The sequence below is a fragment of the Haloarcula sp. CBA1122 genome (assembly GCF_009741785.1).
In the GTDB taxonomy this organism is placed as follows: Archaea; Halobacteriota; Halobacteria; order Halobacteriales; family Haloarculaceae; genus Haloarcula; species Haloarcula hispanica.
Genome location: NZ_WPCB01000029.1, coordinates 1 through 20,638 on the forward strand (window position 1 = coordinate 1; position 20,638 = coordinate 20,638).

At 63.7% G+C, this 20,638-nt stretch carries 25 protein-coding genes and 2 pseudogenes; 15 read left to right on the forward strand and 12 right to left on the reverse strand.

Annotation, left to right across the window (positions count from 1 at the left end; all coding sequences use genetic code 11):
- A pseudogene (locus GJ630_RS12235) lies at positions 1-535 on the forward strand (alpha-isopropylmalate synthase regulatory domain-containing protein); the annotation flags it as partial.
- Between the two features lie 84 nt (positions 536-619).
- On the opposite strand, the gene GJ630_RS12240 reads toward GJ630_RS12235, so the two are convergent.
- The 5 genes and pseudogenes from GJ630_RS12240 to GJ630_RS12260 all read right to left on the reverse strand — a co-directional run bounded on the left by GJ630_RS12240 (position 620) and on the right by GJ630_RS12260 (position 6,134).
- Positions 620-1,588, reverse strand: a complete 969-nt coding sequence (locus tag GJ630_RS12240; RefSeq protein ID WP_050036872.1) for a hypothetical protein — start codon at positions 1,586-1,588, stop codon at positions 620-622.
- A 424-nt stretch (positions 1,589-2,012) separates the two neighbouring features.
- The gene (locus GJ630_RS12245; protein WP_014040936.1) at positions 2,013-2,312 is read right to left on the reverse strand and encodes a HalOD1 output domain-containing protein; all 300 of its coding nucleotides are present in this window, start codon (positions 2,310-2,312) and stop codon (positions 2,013-2,015) included.
- 99 nt (positions 2,313-2,411) lie between these two features.
- The gene (locus GJ630_RS12250) at positions 2,412-4,865 is read right to left on the reverse strand and encodes a bacterio-opsin activator domain-containing protein (protein WP_191449970.1); all 2,454 of its coding nucleotides are present in this window, start codon (positions 4,863-4,865) and stop codon (positions 2,412-2,414) included.
- A gap of 90 nt (positions 4,866-4,955) precedes the next feature.
- Positions 4,956-5,629 (reverse strand): annotated as a pseudogene (locus tag GJ630_RS12255) (HAD family hydrolase).
- A gap of 43 nt (positions 5,630-5,672) precedes the next feature.
- Positions 5,673-6,134 carry a bifunctional nuclease family protein gene (locus tag GJ630_RS12260; RefSeq protein ID WP_151103636.1) on the reverse strand — a complete coding sequence of 154 codons (462 nt, stop codon included), beginning with the start codon at positions 6,132-6,134 and terminating at the stop codon, positions 5,673-5,675.
- Positions 6,135-6,452: 318 nt separating this feature from the next.
- Here GJ630_RS12260 and GJ630_RS12265 point away from each other — a divergent pair, with 318 nt between their 5' ends.
- The gene (locus GJ630_RS12265; protein ID WP_191449971.1) at positions 6,453-6,998 is read left to right on the forward strand and encodes a hypothetical protein; all 546 of its coding nucleotides are present in this window, start codon (positions 6,453-6,455) and stop codon (positions 6,996-6,998) included.
- An 80-nt stretch (positions 6,999-7,078) separates the two neighbouring features.
- Positions 7,079-7,405, forward strand: a complete 327-nt coding sequence (locus GJ630_RS12270) for a hypothetical protein (RefSeq protein ID WP_064288919.1) — start codon at positions 7,079-7,081, stop codon at positions 7,403-7,405.
- 53 nt (positions 7,406-7,458) lie between these two features.
- On the opposite strand, the gene GJ630_RS12275 is transcribed toward GJ630_RS12270, so the two are convergent.
- The 4 genes from GJ630_RS12275 to GJ630_RS12290 all read right to left on the reverse strand — a co-directional run bounded on the left by GJ630_RS12275 (position 7,459) and on the right by GJ630_RS12290 (position 9,035).
- On the reverse strand, positions 7,459-7,695 hold the full coding sequence (locus GJ630_RS12275) for a hypothetical protein (protein ID WP_005537965.1): 237 nt from the start codon (positions 7,693-7,695) through the stop codon (positions 7,459-7,461).
- A gap of 4 nt (positions 7,696-7,699) precedes the next feature.
- On the reverse strand, positions 7,700-8,089 hold the full coding sequence (locus tag GJ630_RS12280) for a prefoldin subunit beta (protein ID WP_191449972.1): 390 nt from the start codon (positions 8,087-8,089) through the stop codon (positions 7,700-7,702).
- A gap of 137 nt (positions 8,090-8,226) precedes the next feature.
- Positions 8,227-8,736: a hypothetical protein gene (locus GJ630_RS12285; RefSeq protein WP_014040930.1), complete on the reverse strand. Its 510-nt coding sequence runs from the start codon at positions 8,734-8,736 to the stop codon at positions 8,227-8,229.
- Positions 8,733-9,035, reverse strand: coding sequence for a UPF0175 family protein (locus GJ630_RS12290; protein WP_004517029.1), 303 nt, complete (start codon positions 9,033-9,035; stop codon positions 8,733-8,735). The genes GJ630_RS12285 and GJ630_RS12290 overlap by 4 nt, the downstream gene beginning before the upstream one ends.
- Before the next feature lie 144 nt (positions 9,036-9,179).
- Between GJ630_RS12290 and GJ630_RS12295 the strand changes: the two genes are divergently transcribed.
- Together GJ630_RS12295 and GJ630_RS12300 are read left to right on the forward strand one after the other, a co-directional pair.
- On the forward strand, positions 9,180-10,016 hold the full coding sequence (locus tag GJ630_RS12295) for a pantoate kinase (protein WP_014040928.1): 837 nt from the start codon (positions 9,180-9,182) through the stop codon (positions 10,014-10,016).
- Positions 10,017-10,076: 60 nt separating this feature from the next.
- Positions 10,077-10,805, forward strand: coding sequence for a DUF2103 domain-containing protein (locus GJ630_RS12300; protein WP_014040927.1), 729 nt, complete (start codon positions 10,077-10,079; stop codon positions 10,803-10,805).
- A 21-nt stretch (positions 10,806-10,826) separates the two neighbouring features.
- On the opposite strand, the gene GJ630_RS12305 is transcribed toward GJ630_RS12300, so the two are convergent.
- Together GJ630_RS12305 and GJ630_RS12310 are read right to left on the reverse strand one after the other, a co-directional pair.
- Positions 10,827-11,471: a hypothetical protein gene (locus GJ630_RS12305; protein WP_191449973.1), complete on the reverse strand. Its 645-nt coding sequence runs from the start codon at positions 11,469-11,471 to the stop codon at positions 10,827-10,829.
- 38 nt (positions 11,472-11,509) lie between these two features.
- Positions 11,510-11,734, reverse strand: a complete 225-nt coding sequence (locus GJ630_RS12310; protein WP_008312705.1) for a hypothetical protein — start codon at positions 11,732-11,734, stop codon at positions 11,510-11,512.
- A gap of 75 nt (positions 11,735-11,809) precedes the next feature.
- Here GJ630_RS12310 and GJ630_RS12315 point away from each other — a divergent pair, with 75 nt between their 5' ends.
- From GJ630_RS12315 to GJ630_RS12325, 3 genes are all read left to right on the forward strand, one after another.
- Positions 11,810-12,118 carry a 50S ribosomal protein L37ae gene (locus tag GJ630_RS12315; protein ID WP_004591489.1) on the forward strand — a complete coding sequence of 103 codons (309 nt, stop codon included), beginning with the start codon at positions 11,810-11,812 and terminating at the stop codon, positions 12,116-12,118.
- 26 nt (positions 12,119-12,144) lie between these two features.
- Entirely contained in the window at positions 12,145-12,279 is a 135-nt protein-coding gene (locus GJ630_RS12320; protein WP_004517024.1) for a DNA-directed RNA polymerase subunit P, read from the forward strand.
- Positions 12,280-12,386: 107 nt separating this feature from the next.
- Positions 12,387-12,638 (forward strand): KEOPS complex subunit Pcc1, encoded by a 252-nt coding sequence (locus GJ630_RS12325; RefSeq protein WP_014040924.1) that lies wholly within the window; start codon positions 12,387-12,389, stop codon positions 12,636-12,638.
- 64 nt (positions 12,639-12,702) lie between these two features.
- Here the strand turns inward: GJ630_RS12325 and GJ630_RS12330 are convergent, their stop codons facing one another.
- Entirely contained in the window at positions 12,703-13,305 is a 603-nt protein-coding gene (locus GJ630_RS12330) for a metal-dependent hydrolase (protein ID WP_023843365.1), read from the reverse strand.
- A 75-nt stretch (positions 13,306-13,380) separates the two neighbouring features.
- On the opposite strand from GJ630_RS12330, the gene GJ630_RS12335 reads away from it, so the two are divergent.
- From GJ630_RS12335 to GJ630_RS12365, 7 genes are all read left to right on the forward strand, one after another.
- Positions 13,381-14,022, forward strand: coding sequence for a hypothetical protein (locus tag GJ630_RS12335; RefSeq protein ID WP_014040922.1), 642 nt, complete (start codon positions 13,381-13,383; stop codon positions 14,020-14,022).
- A 17-nt stretch (positions 14,023-14,039) separates the two neighbouring features.
- Positions 14,040-14,645, forward strand: a complete 606-nt coding sequence (locus GJ630_RS12340) for a hypothetical protein (protein ID WP_014040921.1) — start codon at positions 14,040-14,042, stop codon at positions 14,643-14,645.
- Positions 14,646-14,882: 237 nt separating this feature from the next.
- Positions 14,883-17,651, forward strand: a complete 2,769-nt coding sequence (locus GJ630_RS12345; protein ID WP_191449974.1) for a PAS domain S-box protein — start codon at positions 14,883-14,885, stop codon at positions 17,649-17,651.
- Between the two features lie 156 nt (positions 17,652-17,807).
- Positions 17,808-18,167 (forward strand): hypothetical protein, encoded by a 360-nt coding sequence (locus tag GJ630_RS12350; protein ID WP_014040919.1) that lies wholly within the window; start codon positions 17,808-17,810, stop codon positions 18,165-18,167.
- Positions 18,168-18,247: 80 nt separating this feature from the next.
- Positions 18,248-19,009 carry an aldo/keto reductase gene (locus GJ630_RS12355; RefSeq protein ID WP_050036865.1) on the forward strand — a complete coding sequence of 254 codons (762 nt, stop codon included), beginning with the start codon at positions 18,248-18,250 and terminating at the stop codon, positions 19,007-19,009.
- A gap of 143 nt (positions 19,010-19,152) precedes the next feature.
- A complete protein-coding gene (gene hop / locus GJ630_RS12360; protein ID WP_044951950.1) occupies positions 19,153-19,983 on the forward strand; it encodes a halorhodopsin in 831 nt (276 codons plus the stop codon).
- A gap of 209 nt (positions 19,984-20,192) precedes the next feature.
- A complete protein-coding gene (locus GJ630_RS12365) occupies positions 20,193-20,375 on the forward strand; it encodes a hypothetical protein (protein WP_146417066.1) in 183 nt (60 codons plus the stop codon).
- The last annotated feature ends 263 nt before the right edge of the window (positions 20,376-20,638 follow it).

Below are 20,638 nucleotides of genomic sequence, written 5' to 3' on the forward strand. Positions count from 1 at the left end.
CCGGTGTCGAGGCCGCCCTCGACGAGCACGATGTCGAGGTCACCGATGACCAGCTCTCGGAAATCGTCAGCCGCGTCAAGGAGATCGGCGACCGCGGCAAGCGCGTCACCGACGCGACCTGCTGACCATCGCCGACGAGGTGACCGGCGACGCGCGCGACCGCCGGGTCGAACTGCTCGGCCTGACCGCCGTTTCCGGTTCCGACACGCCGACGGCGAGCGTCCGACTCGCGGTCGACGGCGAGGAACGCAAGGAGGCAGCGGTCGGCTCCGGGCCGGTCGACGCCGCGATGAACGCCGCCGAGGTGGCACTGTCCCACACCGCCGACGCGACGCTCGAAGACTACCACGTCGACGCCATCACCGGCGGAACGGACGCGCTCGTCACGGTCGAAATCGAGATGTCGCGCGGCGACGACCACGTCGTCGTCTCCGCCAGCGACTCTGACATCACACGGGCGTCCGTGCGCGCGATGGTCGACGCGATGGACCGCCTCGTCACCGACGACGAGGACCCGCTCGTCGCCGACGACTGACGGCACAGCACCTCCCGTTTCGACTGATATTCCGTAGAATTAGACGCCAGTGTGCCCGTGGACCACGGGGCCGATCCCGGTACGTTACTTGTGTCCGCGGCTGGCTTCGTGGTACTGGAACACGGTTTCCATGCCCTCCACCAGCGCGTTGAGGTCGACGCTGTCCGTATCGAACTCGCGGTCGCGCACGGACTGGTAGATGTCGGCCCACCGGTCCCGGAACCGGGCCTCGAACTGTTCGGCTTTGATTTTGTCGATGAGTTCGGCCTTTCCGTCAGGGTTTTCCAGTTCTTCGGGAGTGACGAACCCTTCTTGAAGGGCCAGCACGACGATTCCCGCGGTGTAGTCTCCCTCCCTGACTTCTCGTTCCCAGGTCGTGAGCCAGTTGCCGATGCGGGCCATTTCTTGCAGGTCCCAGATCAGGTCCCGGACCGTGCCGTAATCGGCGAGTTCGAATTCCGGCGAATACATGAGGTCAACGGCCGCGTAGGGGAACATTACCATGTTATGTGCCCCGTATGTTTCGGCCCCGCTGAGGTTCGCAATCCGTGGGTTCTCGTTGACGACGGCGCTGTAATCCATCGCGTTCAGCGTCTGTCGCATATCGTAGGTGAACACGTCGTAGAACTCGTCGACCCGGGGCGCGTCAGCTAGTCCCCCCTCGAACTCTCGCCACACACGCTCGATAAAGGAGAAATATTCCTCGCTTACCGCCGCACGGCTCGGGTCAACGGACGACGGATCCTGCACGAGTCGTCGGGCCTCTTCGAAGGTGTCTCGGTCCCCGTCGTTCTCGACGATGTCGTCCAGAATCGTGACGTACATCGTGAGTACCGTCTTCTGCGTCCGGACGTGGTCTGCGTGGTCCGGGTGGACGGAGGAGAGCGTGAACTCGGGGAACAGCGAGTAGATCCACTGCCAGAGGAATCGGTCACGCTCGCCACAGACCCGCTCGTACTCGTCTGCCAGTTCTGCAACCCGGTCGGGGAGACTGGTCGTCCGAACCTCTTCGAGAAGGTCCTGTGTATCGACCGAGGGTGACTCAACACTCATTGTGACTGTCCCCCAACGCTTGCACCCTGCATCTCGGCAGTGGAATAATGTTTGATTAACCGACTTTTGGGTGATTCTACTTCTTCAGATTGGCCGGTCACTGCCTCGACGCTCTTGCCCGACTGCGAGCCGGTTTCGATCAGTTGGTGTCCGAGGTCCATACATTCGAGAGGCGAAGTTGCGCTTATAGTGGTACTGACCTGTAGGGTGCTGGTAATGTTCTATTAACGGTATACTTACACAATTTTACTCCAAGTTACGTACCAGTTTTTCAATTGCTACTGCAAAGGAAATATCTGCTTACTGAACTTTCTCAATGATATTCAAATGAGTGAGGAAAATAAGGCGATAATAATGCACCTCTTGACGAGGGCCACGGGTAAGGGTACACAGCGCCAGCAGAACACCCGCACACGGAGTCGAGTTACGCTTCGAGTCCAGTTGCCGCCGAGACGTCGCGGGACGGTGTCACCAGCACCGAACGGTTCCCTTCGACTTCGATACGACAGCCAGCCATACTGAACACGACCAGCCCGTCAGGGCTCGGGGTGCCGTCCGTATCCGGACGGAACAGCCGGTCCAGCGCATCAGGGTCGATACAGTCACTGATTCGGTCATCGAGGTCGACGGGGTCGATACCCAGCGTGTCGGCCACAGCGTGGACGATGGTTTCGCTCAACGGTTCGTTGGGTGTCGGTCTGTAGACCAGTTTTGCCTGGGACATAGTTTGTCGCTGTTTGTCCCTTGATGAGTGATTGAAAAGGTGATTGTGGCTATACAGATACAGCCCGCCGGACTGGTCACTAATACTATAGCGACGGTCTCAGCTATCGCCGAACACGAGTTCGAGCAGTTTTCGCTCGCTGACGCGGAGATGCCGGTTGACCGTCGGCTGTGACACGTCCAGGCTGGCCGCGATTTCCTGGCCGGTCGTCTCCCGAGGCCAGTCGAAGAAGCCACTCAGATACGCCGTCTGGAGTACTTCGAGCTGTCTGTCGGTGAGTTGCTCCTCCAGCGCCGACCGGACTGTACTGTCCCGCTGGCCATTGGACTGTGCGCCGTCACGGCGCGCGATCAGTTTGACGTCCGCGTAGCGCTCGCCGAGTTGTTCGACGAACTGGCGGACATCAGTTTCGCCCGAGACAACAACTGTCACCGTGAGTCCGCCCGTCGACGTTCGGATCGATTTCAACCGCCCGCCCTGCTCCAGTAGCGTCTCCGCGACAGTCTGGCCGGTCACGACAACCTCATAGAGCCCGTCCAGTTGGTCGGTCGAAATCGCTCGCGCGGTGTCGACGCGAGCCATCGACAGCATCTGCTCCTTGACGACAGACGGGTCGCAGTCCGAGATAGCGAGGAAGAGACGGATCGCACCGTCGCTCCGCTGGACGGCCCCTTCACAGACGACCGGGACGCCGACGCGATCCGAGAAGTGCGTCAAGAACGACTGCGGGGCTGACAGTGATAGTTCGAGTTCGACAGTGCCGTCACCCGCCCGGCGTTGCCGGGACTCGACCTCCCGTATCGCGTTCGCGATGGTCTCACCGAGTTCGGCAAACACCTCCTGAAGCATCTCGTCGAACCCGTCTTCTTGCTCGGCGTACACCGTCAGGACACCGTAGACGAAGTCGTCGTATTCGAGCGGGATGCTGAGCGCCGACTGGAACTCGCGGGAGAGCGCCTCCGTCCGCCAATGGTCGCCTCGGAGGTTGTCAGCCACCGACGGGACGATAGTCATCGCTTCGGACTGTGCAGTCTGGACGGCCGGCGGCCCGCCCTCGCGCTCCAGCGACAGCGAGATGGCGTCCAGATAGCTGGCGGTGTCGCCCGCCCACGCTCTGGGGACGAGTTCCGTCGCGTCCTGTCGGCCGATCCAGGCGAAGGAGAACCACTGGGATTCGGCCAACTGGTCACACACGGCTTGTTCGATCTCCTCGGTGGTCTCCGCTTCGACCAGCACCTGATCGATCCGTCGAATGATCGCGTTGACCTGCTTGAGCCGCCGCAGTTCGCGGTTCTGTTCGCGGCGCTCGGCCTCGCGTTCGCGGAGCGTCGTTTCGCGGTCGACGCGCGCAAGCGCGGCTTCCGCGCTGGCGGCGAGCAGATCCACCATCTCTCGGGTCCTGGCGTCGCTGTGTTGCTCGCCCAGTTCGACGTAGAACACGCCGTGGTCTTCGAGCGGGAGGCAGAGCCGCTTCGCGTTCGCCGTGACCGGTCCCGCTCCGAGGTCGATGCTTTCGCCGGGGGCGACCTCGACGGCGCTGTCCTGCACGAACACGTCCCACACTGTGCTCTGACCCGGCCCGACCGACGCACTTCGGTCCGCTTCGGCGTCGCCGACGCTGCGAAGGGTGTTGTCGCTTCGGTCGAACAGGTAGATCTCCACGTCGGGGAGTTCCAGCACGTCGACGGCCGTCTCGAGTATCTGTTCGGCCACGGCTGTCTTGGTTTCCGTGTGCAGCAGCTTTCTGGTCGACTCGTGCAGCGCCGCGAGCGTCTCCTCGAACCGCTTCCGGTCCGAGATGTCCCGAACGACGCCGACCTGCCGATAGCTTCCGTCTTCGCGGTCGTACGTCGTGAACTTGGTCTCTATCGGGAGCGTGTCCCCGTCAGCGGTTCTGAGGTCCGTCGTCAGCGTCCCGACGTCGCGCTCGCCCTCGATGAACTGCCGGGACATCTCCGCGGCCTCCTCGATAACGGATTCGTCCGCCAGTAGCGTCGCGTTCGACCCGACCAACGTGTCCTTGTCGTAGCCGGTCATCGACTCGACGGCGCTGTTGACCGTCTGCATCGTGAACCCCTCGTCGAGCGTGTAGATGCCGTCCTCGATGGTCTCGACGATGCGCTCGTACTGTTCGAGCATCTCCGTCCGCTCGTGGCGCTCGGTGATGTCGTGGACGATACCCAGGTACAGTTCCTCACCGTCCCACTGCTGGGGTTCGAAGGCGATTTCGACCCACCGTTCCGTGTCGCCGGCGGAACACGACGACGTCAGCGGTGTTCCTGGCGACTGACTGCAGTGGGTTCCGAGGTCAACGTCACGCAGATCCGGGAAGAACTCGGCTATCGGACGCCCGAACACGTCCGACGGGTCGGAGTCGAGGAGGTCACAGAGGTGATCGTTCCCGGTCCGTATCTCCCCGTCCGCGGCGGTGACGACCACTGGCTCGGGCATTCGCGCGGCGAGAGTCTCCAACAGCACAGGGGGAGACTGCTGTGCCGGTGTGTCGCGTGCCGCTTGTTCGTTCTCGTCCGTTCCACCGACCGGCTTCTCCATACCGTTTCACGGCACTTGCCATGGGAAAGGTTGCTTTCAGTATACGTACCAGAATGTGCTGACTATATATCTGTTAGGTCCGGATACGGCTCAGTCGCTCCCGCTGCGTCGGCCAGCGATCCGAACCACGTCTTCGAGGCCGGACACGTCGTGGTCCGGCGTCACGTCGAGTCGGGTGTCGGTCCGATGCGGACGACGGATGATCGCCGAGTCGATTCCGGCCCGGTGTGCCGCCTCGATGTCGGATTCGTTGTCGCCGACGAACAGGGCGTCACTGACATCGAGGTCCGCCATCGCCCGCTCGATGTAGTACGGCCGGGGTTTCTTCCGGCGGAGGCTCTCGACTGTCGGCTCGCGCGCCCAGACGGTGTCGAAGTAGTGACCGATATCGAAATGCTCGAACGCGAACGCCACGGTGTCCCGTTGATTCGATGAGACCACGCCCAGCGGACAGTCCAGTCGGTCGAGCATGGACACGTCGCTGTAGGGCTGTTTCTCGCCGGCCCGGATAAGCGCCCGCTGCACTGTAGTCAGTGCCTCGTCACGGGCCCGGAAGAACCGCTCGGGGTCGATATCGTACTGGGTACAGATGTCGGTGAGTTCGGGCACAGTCACGCCGATACTCATGGCCTCGACGTGGGCTGTCGACGGCGACGGCACGCCGAGTTCCTCGAAGGCCCGGCGCGCGCGACGTAGTGTGCGTCCATGTCAGTCAGCGTCAGCAACACGCCGTCGTTGTCGAAAATGACCGATTCGTACCCCATCAAGGGTATCAAGGGCGGACAGACGCAGAAATGTTTCGTGTTCTCACAGTCCGAGGTCTTCGCTGCCGCTCCCACTCTGGTCGAACTGTTCCGGCGGTCGCCCGGCCTCGTCGATAACATCGTCTGTCACGACGACCGGACAATCCACCCGGAGGGCAATCGCGATGGCATCCGAAGGGCGGGCGTCGAACACCATGTCCTTCCGCCGGTCGTCGGTGTACTGCTCCGCGTCGATCTTCCCGTAGAAGGTCCCGTCGGCCAGATCGTCGATACGGACCCGGTCGATAGCTCCCCCGAACTCCGTCACCATCTCGACCAATAGGTCGTGAGTGAGAGGGCGCTCGAAGGGCTCGCCGGCCATCGCCAGTTGCATCGACTGGGCCTGGTCCTTGCTGACGAAGATGGGGACGATCTCCTCGCGTGCACGGAGCAGGACGACCGGCGTGCCGCCCCCCTCCTCGTTGACGCCGACGCCGACCCCTTCGACCGTGGCATCGTGTTCCATGGACCAGTGTTGGGTTTGCGGGTATGAAAAGCTACCCCGGCGGCGGTTTCAGGGGTCTATCCTGTCCGTTATTCGCCTGGCCGACTCCGGCTACGCCTCCGTCGACCGGACCGACCGCGTGACGCGCACGCCAGCCATCCCGCCCAGCAGTCCAGTCTGGACGCGACGGCCTGGTGAGCGCACACTGAATCGCGATTAAACCGAATTAAAACGGGAGATAGAGCGTCCAATTCGGATAAATTCGACTTAATTCGCCTTTTCGGCTTGCCCTCTTCATATGCCACTGGGCCAGAGAGACGAGCGGAGGCAACGATCACAATGAAACTCACTACGATTGCCGGCGGCTTGCTTGCCGTGCTCGTCATCACGGGCTCGGCGGCGGCACTCCCCGGCGCAGCAGGCGCACAGGCCGATGACCACGCGGACAACGCACAGGCGGACAACGCCGCCGAGCAGGCAGCGAACGAAACAACGACGGTAGACGAGAACGAATCGGGCGGCGCTGCCGAGGCAGCTGACCGCCGCGGCCCGCCCGCTGACGCCGGCCAGGCAGGCGACCAGCGCGGCCCGCCGTCGGACCTCCCCGGACAGGTCCCTGACTTCGTCAGCGAGATTCACACGCTCATCGGGCAGAAGCAGGCCGGCGAACTCGCGGGCGACCTGGGCGCACAGATCAGCGACCTGACCCCCGGTGACGAGAGCGACGGGGCCGAGAACGAAACCGAATCCGCGTCCGAGGACGCTGACACGGACGACACCGACGAGGAGTCCACTGACGACGCGGATGCGGACGAGGACACCGACGAGACGGACGCGGACGACGAACAGTCCACTGACGACGAAAGCGACGACAGCGACGCGTAATCCCCCCCTGACCTGACGGCTCTTCCTTCGACGATCGACCAAGCGCGGTTTTTTTGCTTGCTGAACTCCGAGTGACGGGTATGGATGACACCGCCGAGTCCAGCGTCCACGCCGACGACGGACCCCGTGACCGTACGACTGCAGACCTCCTTGCGGGTGACGAGGACTCGTCGGCGTCGGAATCGTCGGACGGGGTGAACCGGAAGCGCGCCCTCCTGTTCGTCTCGCCGTTTCTCGCTATCGGGCTGTTCGACCTGGCCCTGCTACTTGGCTGGGGACTGGACCCGCTATGGGGATTCATGATTCTCCCGCCGATACTGTTCGTCTCAGTGCTGGGCTGGATTGCGTTCCGAACCGGGTTCGCGAGCGACCGGACCGGGGACCCAGCCGTCGAGAGCCACGACTGACGGTTCGCGGCGTCGGTAGAACACCGAGTGACTGCCCGCTCCGTTGCGGGTGCCTATTCTTCGAACAGGTCGTCGACGGCGGCCCGTGCGGCAAGGGCAGCGTCGTCCGCGACCTGTGCCTCGTCCTGACGACTGTCGGGCGCGTTGACGTACACGTCGACATCTAGTACGCCGTCTTCGAAGGTGACAGTCACGTCGAGGTCCTCGACCGCGCTGACATCGTATCGCGAGAAGACAACGTCTTCGGCTGCGGTCGAGGCTGTCTCGACGACCTCATCGTCTGTCGGCATCGCCTTATGCGCCGCCAGCGCCGGGGCCGCCGGCCGGACCCGCGCCGCCTGCGCCACCGAGCATCTGCTGGAGCTCGCCCTGGAGCTCTTCGAACTGCTCCTGGACGCGCTCTTCCTGCTTTTCGAGCGTCTCGACGCGGACTTCGAGGCTGTTGACCTTCTCTTCGAGGTCGTCCTGCGCCTCGTCGAACTCGGTCTTCACGAGGAGTTCGCCGACCTCGCGGTACATGGTCGCGTCCTCGTCGATGTCGTCGAGCTCGTCCAGAGCCGTCTGGGACTCCTGGAGCTCCGTCTCGGCCTGCTGTTTCTGTGCGGCGACCTGCTGTGCTGTCTGCTGAAGGTCCTGCAGTTCCTCGAGCTTCTCCTGTGCTTCAGGCGGAAGATTACCCTGCATACCTCCAGAGTTGGGGGCCGCACTGTTAAACCCACGCTTTCAAGTCCAGCAGCGGGGTGGCAAGAGGCTGAGAGCACAGTCGTTCTGTCGAAAACCCGGCGCTAAAAGACATGAACCCACTATTCGCGGCAGTGAACTCAGGCGACCTCTCCAACCGCCCGCTCCCGTAGCTCCCCGGTCAGGTGCATCCCGTGTTGATCAATCCGCCTGACGATCCGCTTCGCCTGGGTCGGTTTGAGGTACTTGTCCTCGATAGCGGCCCGGACCACGACGCCGAAACTGCTCGTCACTTCCGCCCCCAGGCCCTGCGCCATCCGGCGGACAGTGCGGTCCTCGGAGACGACGGCCACGGCGGAGCGGTCGTCGCTGTCGCGGTGGGCTAACACGCCGGCGAGCACCGTCACAGCGGCTCCGAGGTCGGAATCGCCGAGCAGGGACTCGGCCTGGTCGACGTAGTCCTCGTCGACGCCGGTGTCGATGCCGTTCTCGCGGTACTCGGTCAGGTTCGTTGCGGTCGGTTCGACCTGGACCTCGTCGATGACGGGCTCGGGAATGACGATGTCGCCGTCGAACGCGTCCAGCAGCGACAGTTCCCCCACCTGTCCCAGCGAGTACAGCGACGTCGGCCCGACGTAGATGCGGGTCATAGCTCCGCGGCCGTGTCGGCGTCGAGCTCCAAGTCGGACAGCTCAAGCTGCGTCGTCAGGTTTCGCTCGCGGGCCACGTCGAGCCACTCGGCGATGGAGAGGTCCGCAAGCTGTGCGGCTTCGGCCGCCGACACGTCGCCGGACTGGTACTGCTCGACGGCGACGCGGAGCCGGAGCGTTTCCAGTCCCTCCCGCAGGGCTTTCCGAATCGTGGTCGACCGGTCCTCGGAGAGCAACTCGGCGACGTCGTCCAGTTCGTCTTTCTCTTCACTCGGGAGCCGCGCGCTGATTGTCGGCATGTTTTCACAGTCATCTCGTGTAAACATACATCAAACTACGGGTCGGAGAATCGCCTGTCGGTCTCCTGAAACTCTGGGCGGAGCGTGTGCGGACGGAGCGGGCGACCACCAATCCTTAACGCCACTGGGTCCCACGAGGAGGCAATGACCGACGAAGCACACGCGTTCGTCCCCGGCCACATCACGGGCTTTTTTACCGTTGACCGTGGCGATGACCCGATCGAGACCGGCTCCCGCGGCGGCGGGCTGGCCCTGTCTGACGGCGTTTCTGTTACCGTCAGCCGCGGGGCTGAAACCAAGATAACGCTGAACGGCGAGGAAATCGAGGTGGAAGCCGTCGAGCGAGTGCTGGACGCGCTGCGAACCACGGCGACTGTCACCGCCGAAACACCGCTCCCGCTCGGCTCGGGCTTCGGCGTCTCCGGCGCGCTGGCGCTTGGCACCGCACTGGCGGCCAATGCCGTCTTCGGCCACGGGCTCTCGTACAACGAACTGGTGACCATCGCCCACGGCGCGGAGGTCCAGGCCGGTTCCGGGCTCGGCGACGTTGTCGCGCAGGCCCGCGGCGGCGTGCCGCTCCGGCTCGAACCCGGCGGGCCGCAGTTCAACTATCTCGACGCCATTCCGGCCCGCAGCCGCATCGAGTACGTCACACTCGGGGAGCTATCGACGGCGGATGTCGTCGGCGGCGACACGGACATCCTGACAGCTGCCGGCGAGCGCGCGCTCTCTACCGTCGTCAAGGAGCCGAAACTGTCGACGTTTATCCAGGCCTCCCGGCAGTTCTCCCGTGAAGCGGAGCTGCTGACGCCGGAGGTGAAAAGCGTCATCGACGACGTGGCCGAAGCGGGCGGGGACGCCGCGATGGCGATGCTCGGCGAGACGGTGTTTGCGCTGGGGACCGGCCTCACCGACGCGGGCTACGATGCGACCGTCGCCGCTATCTATCCGCCCGGTGCGACCATCGAAGACGAGGGCTGACCACACGTCGCAAAACCACCGAACCGGCTTCCTTATCAGCGCGCAGCCGTAGCCACAGCTATGGACTGTCGGCAGTGTGCCACGCCGCTCGACCGACCGGGCGACTACTGCCTGGTCTGTCACACTGCCAATACGGACGCCGTCGTCCTCGAACTCGACCGCGAGCGGGCGACAGTGACCTCGCTGCTGGACGGGTCGGTCGTCGGCCAGCGGACGGTGACGACGACGCCGGAGGGCGAGGGGAGCGACGAAACGGTCGTCGTCGAGCTCCGCAACTTCGCCGGCCTCGTCGCGGACGAGGTGCGACGGAAACGACCGGAGGAGGTGTACGTCACGGGCGACCGCGACGTCATCGCCGCCGTCCGCCCGCAACTGCACTACGAGTTCTTCCGCGTCGAGGGCGACGATCCGGTTCAGCGGGTCATCGACCGCCAGGGCGAGCCCGCGCTGGAAGTGGTCGACGCCGCGCCCTCGGAGAAACTCGGCGGGAGCCACTCGACGCTCATCGGCGGCCGGTCGGGCCAGCGAGTCATCCAGACCGTCGCCGGCCACCCCCACGTCAAGAAGGTCATCCCCGGTCCCATCGACGCTGGCGGCGCGAGTTCGCCGACGGGCGTCCGGGCGAAGGCGACCCGCGCCGACGCCAACGGCAACGTCCGGGTGCTCATCCGCGACGGCTCAAGCGTCCAGGAGAACCGCGTTGTCACGACGGCCGGCGACCGCGAACTGGGCGAACACGTCCGGGCCGATCTGAACGAGGCACTCAAGGAAGCCGAACTGCAGGAGTAGCACCCGCGCCGGGACCGGTTGTCACGCCGCGACAACGCCGACAACGAGCACAGCGGCTACCGCGGCTCCAACGACACCAGTCCGGTGAACAGCCGGTAACGCCGTCCGCACGTCGAGTACCATCGGACCTGCATGGAGCGCGGCGAGCGCCAGATAGCCGGTCGGGGCGACCAGCGGAAACGCGACGGCCCCGATAGTCAGCAGACAGAGGCCGACGACGCCCGCTCCGAGGTAGCCGCGTCCGCGCGCGGGCTGACCCGCCCCTTTCAGAACGCCGCCGGTCCAGCAGTAGCCGATGGCCGTCGCGCCGACCCACGCGTGCCAGTACGCCAGTTGTTCGGGGACGACACTGAGGAGGCCGCCGACCGTCAGCGCCGTCGCAGTGGTGTTGACCGTTCCCCAGGCGAGCATCGCGTCGGAGAAGCGGACCGAGTCCGGTGCGTGCAGGACCGTCAGGCCGACGAAGCCGCCGATCAAGACGACCCACAGCACCGTTGCGAGCAGCTGGCCGTTGGCGTGGTCGAGCCAGGTGAGCGCCTGGGTGCCGCCCCAGCCGAGCAGTCCGGCTGCTGCGCCCGAGAGCAAGAACTCCGAGGCCGTAAGCCGCCCGCTCGTGGCCGGTGCGACCCGCTGGAGGCGACTTCGAAGCTCGTCGAACGCTGCCATCGACCGACGGTTTGCCCGCCTCCCTCTTGTTGAGTTCTCTAGGCTAGCTCCGCGGTCAGCAGGAGAATGCTGGGCGCGACGAGCAGGACCATACCGGCGAGTATCAGCACTGCCGGCACGACGAGCAGTCCCATCTCGGTGAACAGCCACAGCCCGAGCCCGCCCAGCAGCGCGACGAGACCGACGATTCGCACGAGCCATGTGACGATACCCTCGAACCCGGAGTCCGCGACGAGGTCGACGACGTCGAGTAGCTCGTCCATGTCAGTCGGTCGTTGCCGGCCGGGCCTGTTAATCCCTGTGGCCGTCGGTCGACCGGGCCGCATCTCGAAGGCCTTATGTGGCCGCTCGGCGGACAACAGACCACTATGGCTAGCAAGAGCGGAAAGACCGGCAGCTCGGGCCGTTTCGGCGCTCGCTACGGTCGCGTGTCCCGACGCCGCGTCGCGGAGATCGAATCGGAGATGAACGAGGACCACGCCTGTCCGAACTGCGGCGAAGACCGAGTCGACCGCCAGGGGACGGGCATCTGGCAGTGCAGCTACTGTGACTACAAGTTCACCGGCGGCAGCTACAAGCCGGAGACGCCTGGCGGCAAGACCGTTCGACGCTCTATTCGGGCCGCACTGTCCGAAGACGAGGAGTAAAGGACCCCCGTTCCTATCTCTCAACTATGAGCTACAAGTGTTCACGCTGTAAGCGCGACGTGACGCTGGACGAGTACGGCGGCGTTCGCTGCCCGTACTGCGGACACCGCGTCCTGCTGAAGGAGCGGTCACCCGACGTCAAAGAGATCAACGTCAACTGAGACTGTCGGTACGCCGTTGACGGTCGACGGCCGACTGCGCCACGTTGCAAACGGCTTTTCTGGGGCAGTCCCGCGACTGATACGACGACGCTCCCATTTCGAACAGTATGACTGCACCACATCGGACCCACCTGACTGCGGAGTACGACAACGCCGACCGGGCTCGCGCCATCGAGCGGAGCATCCGTCCCGAAATCGACGACATCGAGGGGGACCGGACGACGGCGCGCCTCAGCCGGGACGGACAGCGGGTCGAACTCACGGTCGAGGCGAGTGATCTCGTCGCACTGCGGGCCGGAATCAACACATGGCTGACGCTACGCGGCGTCGCTGAAGACGCTGTCGCGGGACCGCAGTGAGGAAAGCGGCGCGGAAATAACGGCGGCGTCACAGAAATATCGGAAACGGGTCAGTAGCCGAGCGCTACTGCCGGTAACGGTCCGGGACGTGGGCCGAGATCGACTCGGGAACGTTGCCGAACACGACCGGGGCCAGGGTTGCCAGTCGACGCCGGAGGAGGCTGTACGTCGCACCGGTGACGAGGGCCGCGGCGACGACCCACCGGAACGGCCCGTCTAGAACGACGAACAGCGGCGAACCCACGAGTACCATCAGCCCCACATCCGACGGTGCACCGTCGTACTGTATCCATCGCTTGGGCGACCGCCATTGCCCGCGGACGTGGTCGTACACGGCGCGTTCGGACGTGCCTTCCCACGGGCGGAGTTCAAGGCCGCCGCCGTACCGGTCCATCCGGCAGTGGAGGGCAGCGCCCAGCAGTACGAACGTGAGCGCGACGAGCAGCGGTGTCTGGAGGATAGCGGCGAACCCGGCGGTCGGGAGCGCCGCGAGCGTGTACCCGCTTGGGTAATGCAGCGTACGCCGATGGCCCGAGTACAGGTCGAGGTCGGGCAAAACGCCACCGACGAGGCCGCCAGCGAGCGCTACTGCGGCGTGGTCTGGCGCAAGGACGAGCAGCGGTGTCGCGATTGCGAGCCCCGCTATCGCGTGCGTCGGCAGCATCATATACCTGTACAAGGGGCCGTAGCCGGTATAAACACGTCGCTGGGTTTATTCTCCGTCGTACCCCAGTCCACTGCAATGAGCGATGGTGCCGGCCGTCCCGACAGCAGTCTCGGGGCTATCGACCTCGATGACACGTTCGAGAAGCTCTTTCGTGACGGGCGAACCAACGCGATCATCGCGTGGGTGCTCGTCGCGATTCTCACGGCTGTGTTCGTCGAAAGCGTCCTCGACATCGACTACCAGTGGATACTGCTCGTCGGTGTCGTCGGCTTCGTCGTCCTCGTGCCGCCGGTGGCGTTCCGCGAGTGGCGCGTCATGCTGCCCTGGGAACTGCTCTTTCTCGCCTGCCTGCCGATCCTGGTCCGCGGCCTCGTCGGGGGGACGGTCGGAACCTTTGCCACGTATCTCTCGCTGGCAGCGCTGTCGCTACTCGTCATCGTGGAACTGCATATGTTCACCGAGCTGGAAGTCACACACTGGTTCGCCGTCTGTCTCGTCGTCTTGACGACACTCGCCGCCGTGGCGGCCTGGACGGTGTTCCGGTGGAACGCCGACCGGTTTCTCGGGACGTCGTATCTCACGACCAACGAGGCGCTGATGACCGAGTGGCTGTACGTCACCCTCGCCGGACTCGCCGCGGGTGTGTTGTTCGATGGCTACTTCAGACGGCGGGACCGCCGCCTCTGGCGTGGTCTCCGACGGATGGTGCGGCGATGAGGCTGCCCCGACCGTCGATGCGGAACCAGCGGCGGATCACCCGCGCGATGCAACTCGTCTTGCTCGGGCTGGTCGGCTACGGCATCGTCGCCGGCCAACCGAAGCCGATCACGAACGGCGGTATCGGCCTGCTCGTCACGTTTCTCCCCGCAGTGATGCGGCGAAACTACAATCTGGCCCTGGACCCGTGGCTCGCCCTCTGGATCACGACCGCGGTGTTCCTGCACACCCTCGGGTCGGCCGGGCTCTACGGACAGATCGGCTGGTGGGACCACCTCACCCACGCGATGTCAGCCTCGCTCATCGCCGCGTTCGGGTACACGACGGCCCGGACCATCGACCTCCACAACGATTCGATTCACATCCCCAAGCGCGTCTTCTTCGTGTACATCTTCGTCGTCGTGCTGTCCTTCGGCGTGATCTGGGAACTGTTCGAGTTCGCGCTCGACATCGTCGCCACCGAAACGGGTGTCACGATGCCGCTGGCGCAACACGGCCTCGATGACACGGTCCGGGACACGATGTTCAATTCGCTCGGGGCGTTGCTGGTCGCGGCGTTCGGACAGGCTCATCTCACTGACGTCGCCGAGACCCTCCGGGAGCGGCTGTTCGTGCTCGACTGACGCCGAAGCGTCACCGGCCCCGTTACCCGAGTGACAGCTAACGGGGACGTGGTGGCTAAATACGGTGCGTCATCGGTCCGAGCGTTCTCTGTCCGATGGGCTACGACAGGAACCGTGTGTTATCCCCGATGGGGTAGCCACTGTGTCGGCGAACGTGTCGGATCGTTGTCTGGAGCCGCTGTGGCCGCCGAACAGTTATTATGCCTCAGTAAAGTGGTTGAACAGCATACCAGGGCGATGATTGGGAATGGCCTCGACGATGTCGCGTTTGCGGGAGCGAGACAGACCGGCGCTGCCAGTCGAGACATCGAAGTCGTGTATCTCGACTCCGACGCGACGGCACGAGAGCAGATACACGAGGTTCTGGCGGATCACAGCGCCGAGATGACGGTGACGAGCGTGGCAACGACGGATGCCGCGTTGGAAGCTGCCGCGTCGACAGCGGTCTCCTGTCTCGTCCTCGACCCGACTGGACTGGGCGATATCCCGGCCCCACTGGTGTCGAACGACCGCTACCCGGTCGTCCTCTACACCGACGCCACTGCCCCGGACAGCGCTGCGACTGTCTTCGACGATGCAGAGACGGTCGTCAGGAAACAGGGGGACGGACAGCCGACGTTTCTGGCGGAGAAGATTGTCAGCGTCGTGTCGGCGTCGGCCGATCGGACCGAGTCCGCGCTCCGAGATGCGCTGTCCGGAATCGAATCGCGCGCTGAAGCGAACGAAATCGCTGTCCTACTGGCGGATGACGGAACGGTACACTGGTCGAGCGACTCGGTGTCGACGTTCGTTGACCGCCTCGACGATACCCGCCGGGTCGAGGGCTTTTACGACGCCATGCGGACGGCACTCCCCGACACGCCCGGCGGCCGTCGACAGCTACAGCGACTCCGGGACGCCCCGACTGAACCGGTTGCGGTCCGGGTTCCGGGTAGCGACCGCGACCAGTACCTCCTTCGACACGGGCACGAGCTACCGGACGCCGCAGGGGGACTCACGCTCGTCCTACTGCGAGACATCACCGAAACCGCCCGGCGTGATGCCCGCACGGCGCTGCTGGATCTCCTCGTCGAGCAGGCACAGGACGGCCTCTACACGCTCGACGAACGGGGTGTCATCGACTTCTGTAACGAGTCGTTCGCGGCGAACCTCGGGTACGAGCCGGACGAACTGTGTGGCGAACACGCCTCGACAGTGCTGGCCCCCGGTGAACTGTCGAAGGGGCAGGCGACTGTGGAAACGCTGCTCGAAACGCCTGAGAAGGAGAGCACGACTGCCGATCTGACGTTCTATCGGAAAGACGGTACCGAACGGGAGGTGTCGATCAACTATACGCTGATTCACGACGAAGCCGGCAACTACAGCGGGTTGATCGGCGTCGCTCGGGACATCACGGAGCGCTGTAACCGCGAGCGGGAGTATCAGGAGATGACTGAGCGATTGAATCTCGCGCTCGAAGGCGCGGAACTCGGCGTCTGGGACTGGAACCCCAAAACCAACGATGTCACCTTCGACGAGCGCTGGACCGGGATGCTCGGCTACACCACGAACGAACTGGAGCCACACTACGAGACGTGGGCCGACCTCGTCCATCCAGACGACCTCAACCGAGTGGAACAGGCGCTCGCGGAACTGAAGTCCGGGGAGACCGATCTGTATCAGAGCGAGTTCCGGATGCGGACAAAAGACGGGGACTGGCGATGGATCCGGGACATCGGGAAGGTGTTCGAGTGGAACGACGACGGCGAGGCGATCAGGGCCGTCGGGATCCATCAGGACATCACCGAAGAGCGGAAACGTCAGGATGCGATCGAACGACAGCGCGACGAACTGGCGACACTCAACGGGGTCAACATGCTCATACAGGACCTCATTCACGCTTTGGGTGGTGCCGCGACTCGCCACGAGACTGCAGAGACAGTGTGTGAGCGCATTGTCGAATCGGACCTCTGTGAGCTAGCGTGGATCGGTGAGCGAGCCGGCGCAGACGATAGACTCGTGCCGAAAACGGTAGCCGGCGACAATAGTGACGTTCTCGACGACCTCATCGTTAGTGACGGGAACGACCAAGTGCTGTGTGAAACAGCCCTCGTGACAGGTGCGGTCCAGACGATACAGGACTGCGGCGACCCGTCCGAATTCAAGCAGTGTGGGGCCGCTGCTCGCGAGCAGGGGTTCAAGTCCGCCGCAGCGATTCCACTGGTTCAGGGAAACACCGTCCACGGCGTTCTCTGCGTGTACGCCGACCAGCCAGCGGCGTTCGGCGGCCGAATAGCTGACAGTTTCGCTGTCCTCGGCAAGATGGTCGGGTACACGCTCGCCGCGGTCCAGAACAGGCAACTCCTGTCTGACGATACCACGCTCGAACTGACATTCGAATCGGAATGTTCCGACATACCCCTTGTCTCGGCAGCGAATGCGTACGGATGCCGAATCGAGGTCGTCGAATCTGTCGATACCGAGCCGACGCATCTCCTCTATGTCTCCGTCGACGAAGGGCCGCCCGATGCAGTCTCTGCGCATCTCTGTTCTCAGACGGAGATTCTCGGTTCGCGGGTCGTCCGTGCAGACGATTCAAGCGGCATTATCGAGTTGCAGGTTACAGAAACCGTCCAATCGCTGCTTCTCGATGTCGGTGCCCGCTGCCGGACTGTGGTTGCCGACGACGGGGCGCTCTCTATTACTGTCGAGGCCCCGCCGGATGCCGACTCCCGGGCGATACGGGACGCAGTCTCCGACCGGGTGCCTGACAGCACGCTGACGGCAAAGCAGGAGTGCGACCGGACAGACGACATACTTGACACCGAAACGGACCCACGCAACCACCTGACTGACCGCCAGAAGGAAGTCCTCCGCACGGCCTTCCTGACGGGCTACTACGCCTGGCCCCGAGATACGAACGCCGAGCAACTGGCAGAGAGGCTCAGTATCGCATCACCGACGCTCCATCAGCATCTCCGGCGAGCGCAGCGGAATCTCATCGACGCTGTGTTCGATATGCAGTGATACGCGCCGGTGACGCTGTTGGCAATTACAGCCAGCGTGTTCGACGGGTACCTAGCCGTCTAGGTACAGAGTTAATAATATTGGGGGCCATTAATTTAATGCGCGTAAATGAGTAACCAAAGGAATGGAGGGTCTCAGAGTGACCAGTGGTGTGGGATGACGCCGTCGGACAGAACGCTGTCTACGGCGGATGTAGACGACGTGTTCGAGGTTTTGGCTGATTGGCGACGCCGTGCCGTCTGTCACTACTTCGCGAGCGGTGACCAGACGGCCGCTGACGTCACGGCGCTAGCCTCGGCAATATCGGAGCATGGGGAGACGAGCACGGTCGACGCAACAGATACGTCACCCTCGACGATCCGAACGCAGCTCGAAGAGGAGCACCTGCCAGTCCTCCATCGGATCGGGCTCATCGACTACGACGAGCGAAGCGGCGCAGTGAAGTACTGGGGGTCCCCGACCGTAGAAAAGTGGGCTAACCACGCGGAAGCTGTCACGCAGCGGACCGACTTCTAACCGACCGGCGGGCCGCATCTGGGGGGCTGTGGCCCGTCGGAGCCGCTACTCCTTTTTAACGGGGGTCCGAACGCCGGAGCATGGACCTCCCGCCAGTCGGACTCGGCACGATGGGTATCGAGGACGAGGCTGTCGTTCGGACAGCCATCGACTGTGGCTACCGCCACCTCGACACCGCTCAGATCTACGATAACGAGAGTACTGTGGGTGCAGGCATCGCCACCGCCGACACCGATCGGGCTGACCTGACTGTCGCGACGAAACTCTGGATCGACGCCCTTGAGCCGACCGCTGTCCGTCCGAGCACGGAAGCCAGCCTCGACCGACTCGGTCTCGACACCGTCGACCTCCTGTACGTCCACCGCCCGCGTGGCGACTACGACCCAGAAACGACGCTGCCCGCTGTCGAGTCCGTGCGCGAGGCGGGACTGACCGAGCACGTCGGGCTCTCGAACTTCGAGCCGGACCAGTTGACTGTCGCGCGCGAGCACCTCGATGGAATTGCTGCACACCAAGTCGAGTTCCATCCGCTATTCTGGCGCGAACCACTGCTCGCTGACGCCCAGAAACACGGCTACCCGCTGGTCGCGTACGCACCGCTGGCGGGCGGTCGCGTGTTCGAGGAGCCGACTGTCGTCGACATCGCGGACCAGCACGACACGTCGCCGGCCGCCGTCAGCATCGCCTGGGTGACCAGCTACGAGAACGTCGTCACAATCCCGAAGGCGTCCTCCCGACCCCATCTCGAAGCCAACCTCGCCGCTGCCGACCTGGAACTGACCGACGCCGAAATTGCGCGCATCGAAGCCATCGAACGCGAAAAAGAATTGTTTCCTGAGTGATGATTCCCCGGAGCGGTTAGCTGTTGGCCGTTTTTCATATCATTCTCACGGAGTGAGCGTTCCTTTCCGAAGTCTGAATATAAACCGAATACCGATACCGTTTGGCCATACGGTCTTAAGTGGTCCTTTCGTATATTGAATGTATGACAGCTGCCAGTACCACTGCAACGACAGTACTCCAGGCGACACAGTCAGATGTGCTCCAGGAGATACAGTCGAATTTCCTCCTGAACTCATCGCTCTGGGTGAACATCGCGCTGGCGGGCGTGGTCATCCTCCTGTTCGTCGCGATGGGTCGAGATATCGAGTCGCCTCGCGCCAAACTCATCTGGGTTGCGACGATGCTGGTTCCGCTGGTCTCGATCTCCAGTTACGCCGGTTTGGCCTCGGGCCTGACAGTCGGCTTCCTGCAGATGCCGCCGGGCCACGCTCTCGCCGGGCAGGAAGTCCTGTCACCGTGGGGCCGCTACCTGACGTGGACGCTCTCGACGCCGATGATTCTCCTGGCGCTGGGCCTGTTGGCCGACACCGATATCGCGTCGCTGTTCACCGCAATTACGATGGACATCGGCATGTGCGTGACCGGCCTCGCCGCCGCGCTGATCACCTCCTCGCACCTGTTGCGCTGGGTGTTCTACGGCATCAGCTGCGCGTTCTTCGTCGCGGTGCTGTACGTCCTGCTCGTCCAGTGGCCGGCCGATGCGGAGGCCGCCGGGACGAGCGAGATATTCGGGACGCTCAAGCTCTTGACCGTCGTGCTGTGGCTCGGGTATCCGATTCTGTGGGCGCTGGGCTCCGAAGGTGTAGCCCTCCTGAGCGTCGGCGTCACCTCGTGGGGCTACTCCGGGCTGGACATCCTCGCGAAGTACGTCTTCGCGTTCCTGCTCCTGCGCTGGGTCGCCGCTAACGAAGGCACCGTCTCGGGGTCCGGGGCGAGCATCGGCTCCGGCGGCGCGGCTCCTGCTGACGACTGAGATACGCGTCGCGAACGCTCCTCTTTATTTTGCCTGTTCTATACATCTCCCGGCCGCTGTTCTTCCCAACCGTGCTCACTCGGTCCCCTCGTAGCGCCACCCAATCGGCAACCAGTGGCTGTCGTAGTTACACTCGCCGGCACCTGAGTCGCTCACAATCCACCGAAGTCAGAAACGAATATGAGACAGCATTCAATTGACTAGTCTGTATGCCCTCCCCTTTCGAAAACCCGGTCGTTCGCTATGGTATCCCACTGGTCAGCGCCACGGTCGTCGCGGCTGTCGCGTTCCTCTTCTTGGAAGGGACGATACGGTATGTCGCACTCGGGATCGCCGCGCTCGAAGTTGTGGTTGCGCCACAGATTCTGAAACAGGCGGCGGCGAACGCATAGCGGGAGAAACAATACGTTCTCTTTCTTGTGTCGGCCCGGAATGGTGCGTAGATCCACAGCTCTCCACTGTAGCAGTTGTTGGATGAAAGTGGTGTAAAACGCGCGCTCGCGTGTCGTTACGGCGATTCGAGACCCTTCACTCCCTTCAGGCCCTCGCCTACGGAGGGAGTCGCTGTCTGTCTCAGGGAGACAGACGCTGGCGATCTCGCGGGAACACTGTGAGACTTGCTCCGCTCGCCTCACAAGCTCCCGCTCAACAGTCG

Excerpts from the sequence above, each read along its gene's own strand:
- GJ630_RS12330 (WP_023843365.1), bottom strand. The coding sequence starts at position 13,305 with ATGATGCTGCCGACGCACGCGATAGCGGGGCTCGCAATCGCGACACCG.
- GJ630_RS12290 (WP_004517029.1), bottom strand. The coding sequence starts at position 9,035 with ATGCCGACAATCAGCGCGCGGCTCCCGAGTGAAGAGAAAGACGAACTG.
- GJ630_RS12240 (WP_050036872.1), bottom strand. The coding sequence starts at position 1,588 with ATGAGTGTTGAGTCACCCTCGGTCGATACACAGGACCTTCTCGAAGAG.
- GJ630_RS12305 (WP_191449973.1), bottom strand. The coding sequence starts at position 11,471 with ATGGCAGCGTTCGACGAGCTTCGAAGTCGCCTCCAGCGGGTCGCACCG.
- GJ630_RS12365 (WP_146417066.1), top strand. The coding sequence starts at position 20,193 with ATGCCCTCCCCTTTCGAAAACCCGGTCGTTCGCTATGGTATCCCACTG.
- GJ630_RS12310 (WP_008312705.1), bottom strand. The coding sequence starts at position 11,734 with ATGGACGAGCTACTCGACGTCGTCGACCTCGTCGCGGACTCCGGGTTC.
- GJ630_RS12325 (WP_014040924.1), top strand. The coding sequence starts at position 12,387 with ATGACTGCACCACATCGGACCCACCTGACTGCGGAGTACGACAACGCC.
- GJ630_RS12270 (WP_064288919.1), top strand. The coding sequence starts at position 7,079 with ATGGATGACACCGCCGAGTCCAGCGTCCACGCCGACGACGGACCCCGT.
- GJ630_RS12300 (WP_014040927.1), top strand. The coding sequence starts at position 10,077 with ATGGACTGTCGGCAGTGTGCCACGCCGCTCGACCGACCGGGCGACTAC.
- GJ630_RS12355 (WP_050036865.1), top strand. The coding sequence starts at position 18,248 with ATGGACCTCCCGCCAGTCGGACTCGGCACGATGGGTATCGAGGACGAG.
- GJ630_RS12250 (WP_191449970.1), bottom strand. The coding sequence starts at position 4,865 with ATGGAGAAGCCGGTCGGTGGAACGGACGAGAACGAACAAGCGGCACGC.
- GJ630_RS12285 (WP_014040930.1), bottom strand. The coding sequence starts at position 8,736 with ATGACCCGCATCTACGTCGGGCCGACGTCGCTGTACTCGCTGGGACAG.
- GJ630_RS12320 (WP_004517024.1), top strand. The coding sequence starts at position 12,145 with ATGAGCTACAAGTGTTCACGCTGTAAGCGCGACGTGACGCTGGACGAG.
- hop (WP_044951950.1), top strand. The coding sequence starts at position 19,153 with ATGACAGCTGCCAGTACCACTGCAACGACAGTACTCCAGGCGACACAG.
- GJ630_RS12260 (WP_151103636.1), bottom strand. The coding sequence starts at position 6,134 with ATGGAACACGATGCCACGGTCGAAGGGGTCGGCGTCGGCGTCAACGAG.
- GJ630_RS12280 (WP_191449972.1), bottom strand. The coding sequence starts at position 8,089 with ATGCAGGGTAATCTTCCGCCTGAAGCACAGGAGAAGCTCGAGGAACTG.
- GJ630_RS12245 (WP_014040936.1), bottom strand. The coding sequence starts at position 2,312 with ATGTCCCAGGCAAAACTGGTCTACAGACCGACACCCAACGAACCGTTG.
- GJ630_RS12335 (WP_014040922.1), top strand. The coding sequence starts at position 13,381 with ATGAGCGATGGTGCCGGCCGTCCCGACAGCAGTCTCGGGGCTATCGAC.
- GJ630_RS12345 (WP_191449974.1), top strand. The coding sequence starts at position 14,883 with ATGATTGGGAATGGCCTCGACGATGTCGCGTTTGCGGGAGCGAGACAG.
- GJ630_RS12340 (WP_014040921.1), top strand. The coding sequence starts at position 14,040 with ATGCGGAACCAGCGGCGGATCACCCGCGCGATGCAACTCGTCTTGCTC.
- GJ630_RS12265 (WP_191449971.1), top strand. The coding sequence starts at position 6,453 with ATGAAACTCACTACGATTGCCGGCGGCTTGCTTGCCGTGCTCGTCATC.
- GJ630_RS12295 (WP_014040928.1), top strand. The coding sequence starts at position 9,180 with ATGACCGACGAAGCACACGCGTTCGTCCCCGGCCACATCACGGGCTTT.
- GJ630_RS12350 (WP_014040919.1), top strand. The coding sequence starts at position 17,808 with ATGACGCCGTCGGACAGAACGCTGTCTACGGCGGATGTAGACGACGTG.
- GJ630_RS12275 (WP_005537965.1), bottom strand. The coding sequence starts at position 7,695 with ATGCCGACAGACGATGAGGTCGTCGAGACAGCCTCGACCGCAGCCGAA.
- GJ630_RS12315 (WP_004591489.1), top strand. The coding sequence starts at position 11,810 with ATGTGGCCGCTCGGCGGACAACAGACCACTATGGCTAGCAAGAGCGGA.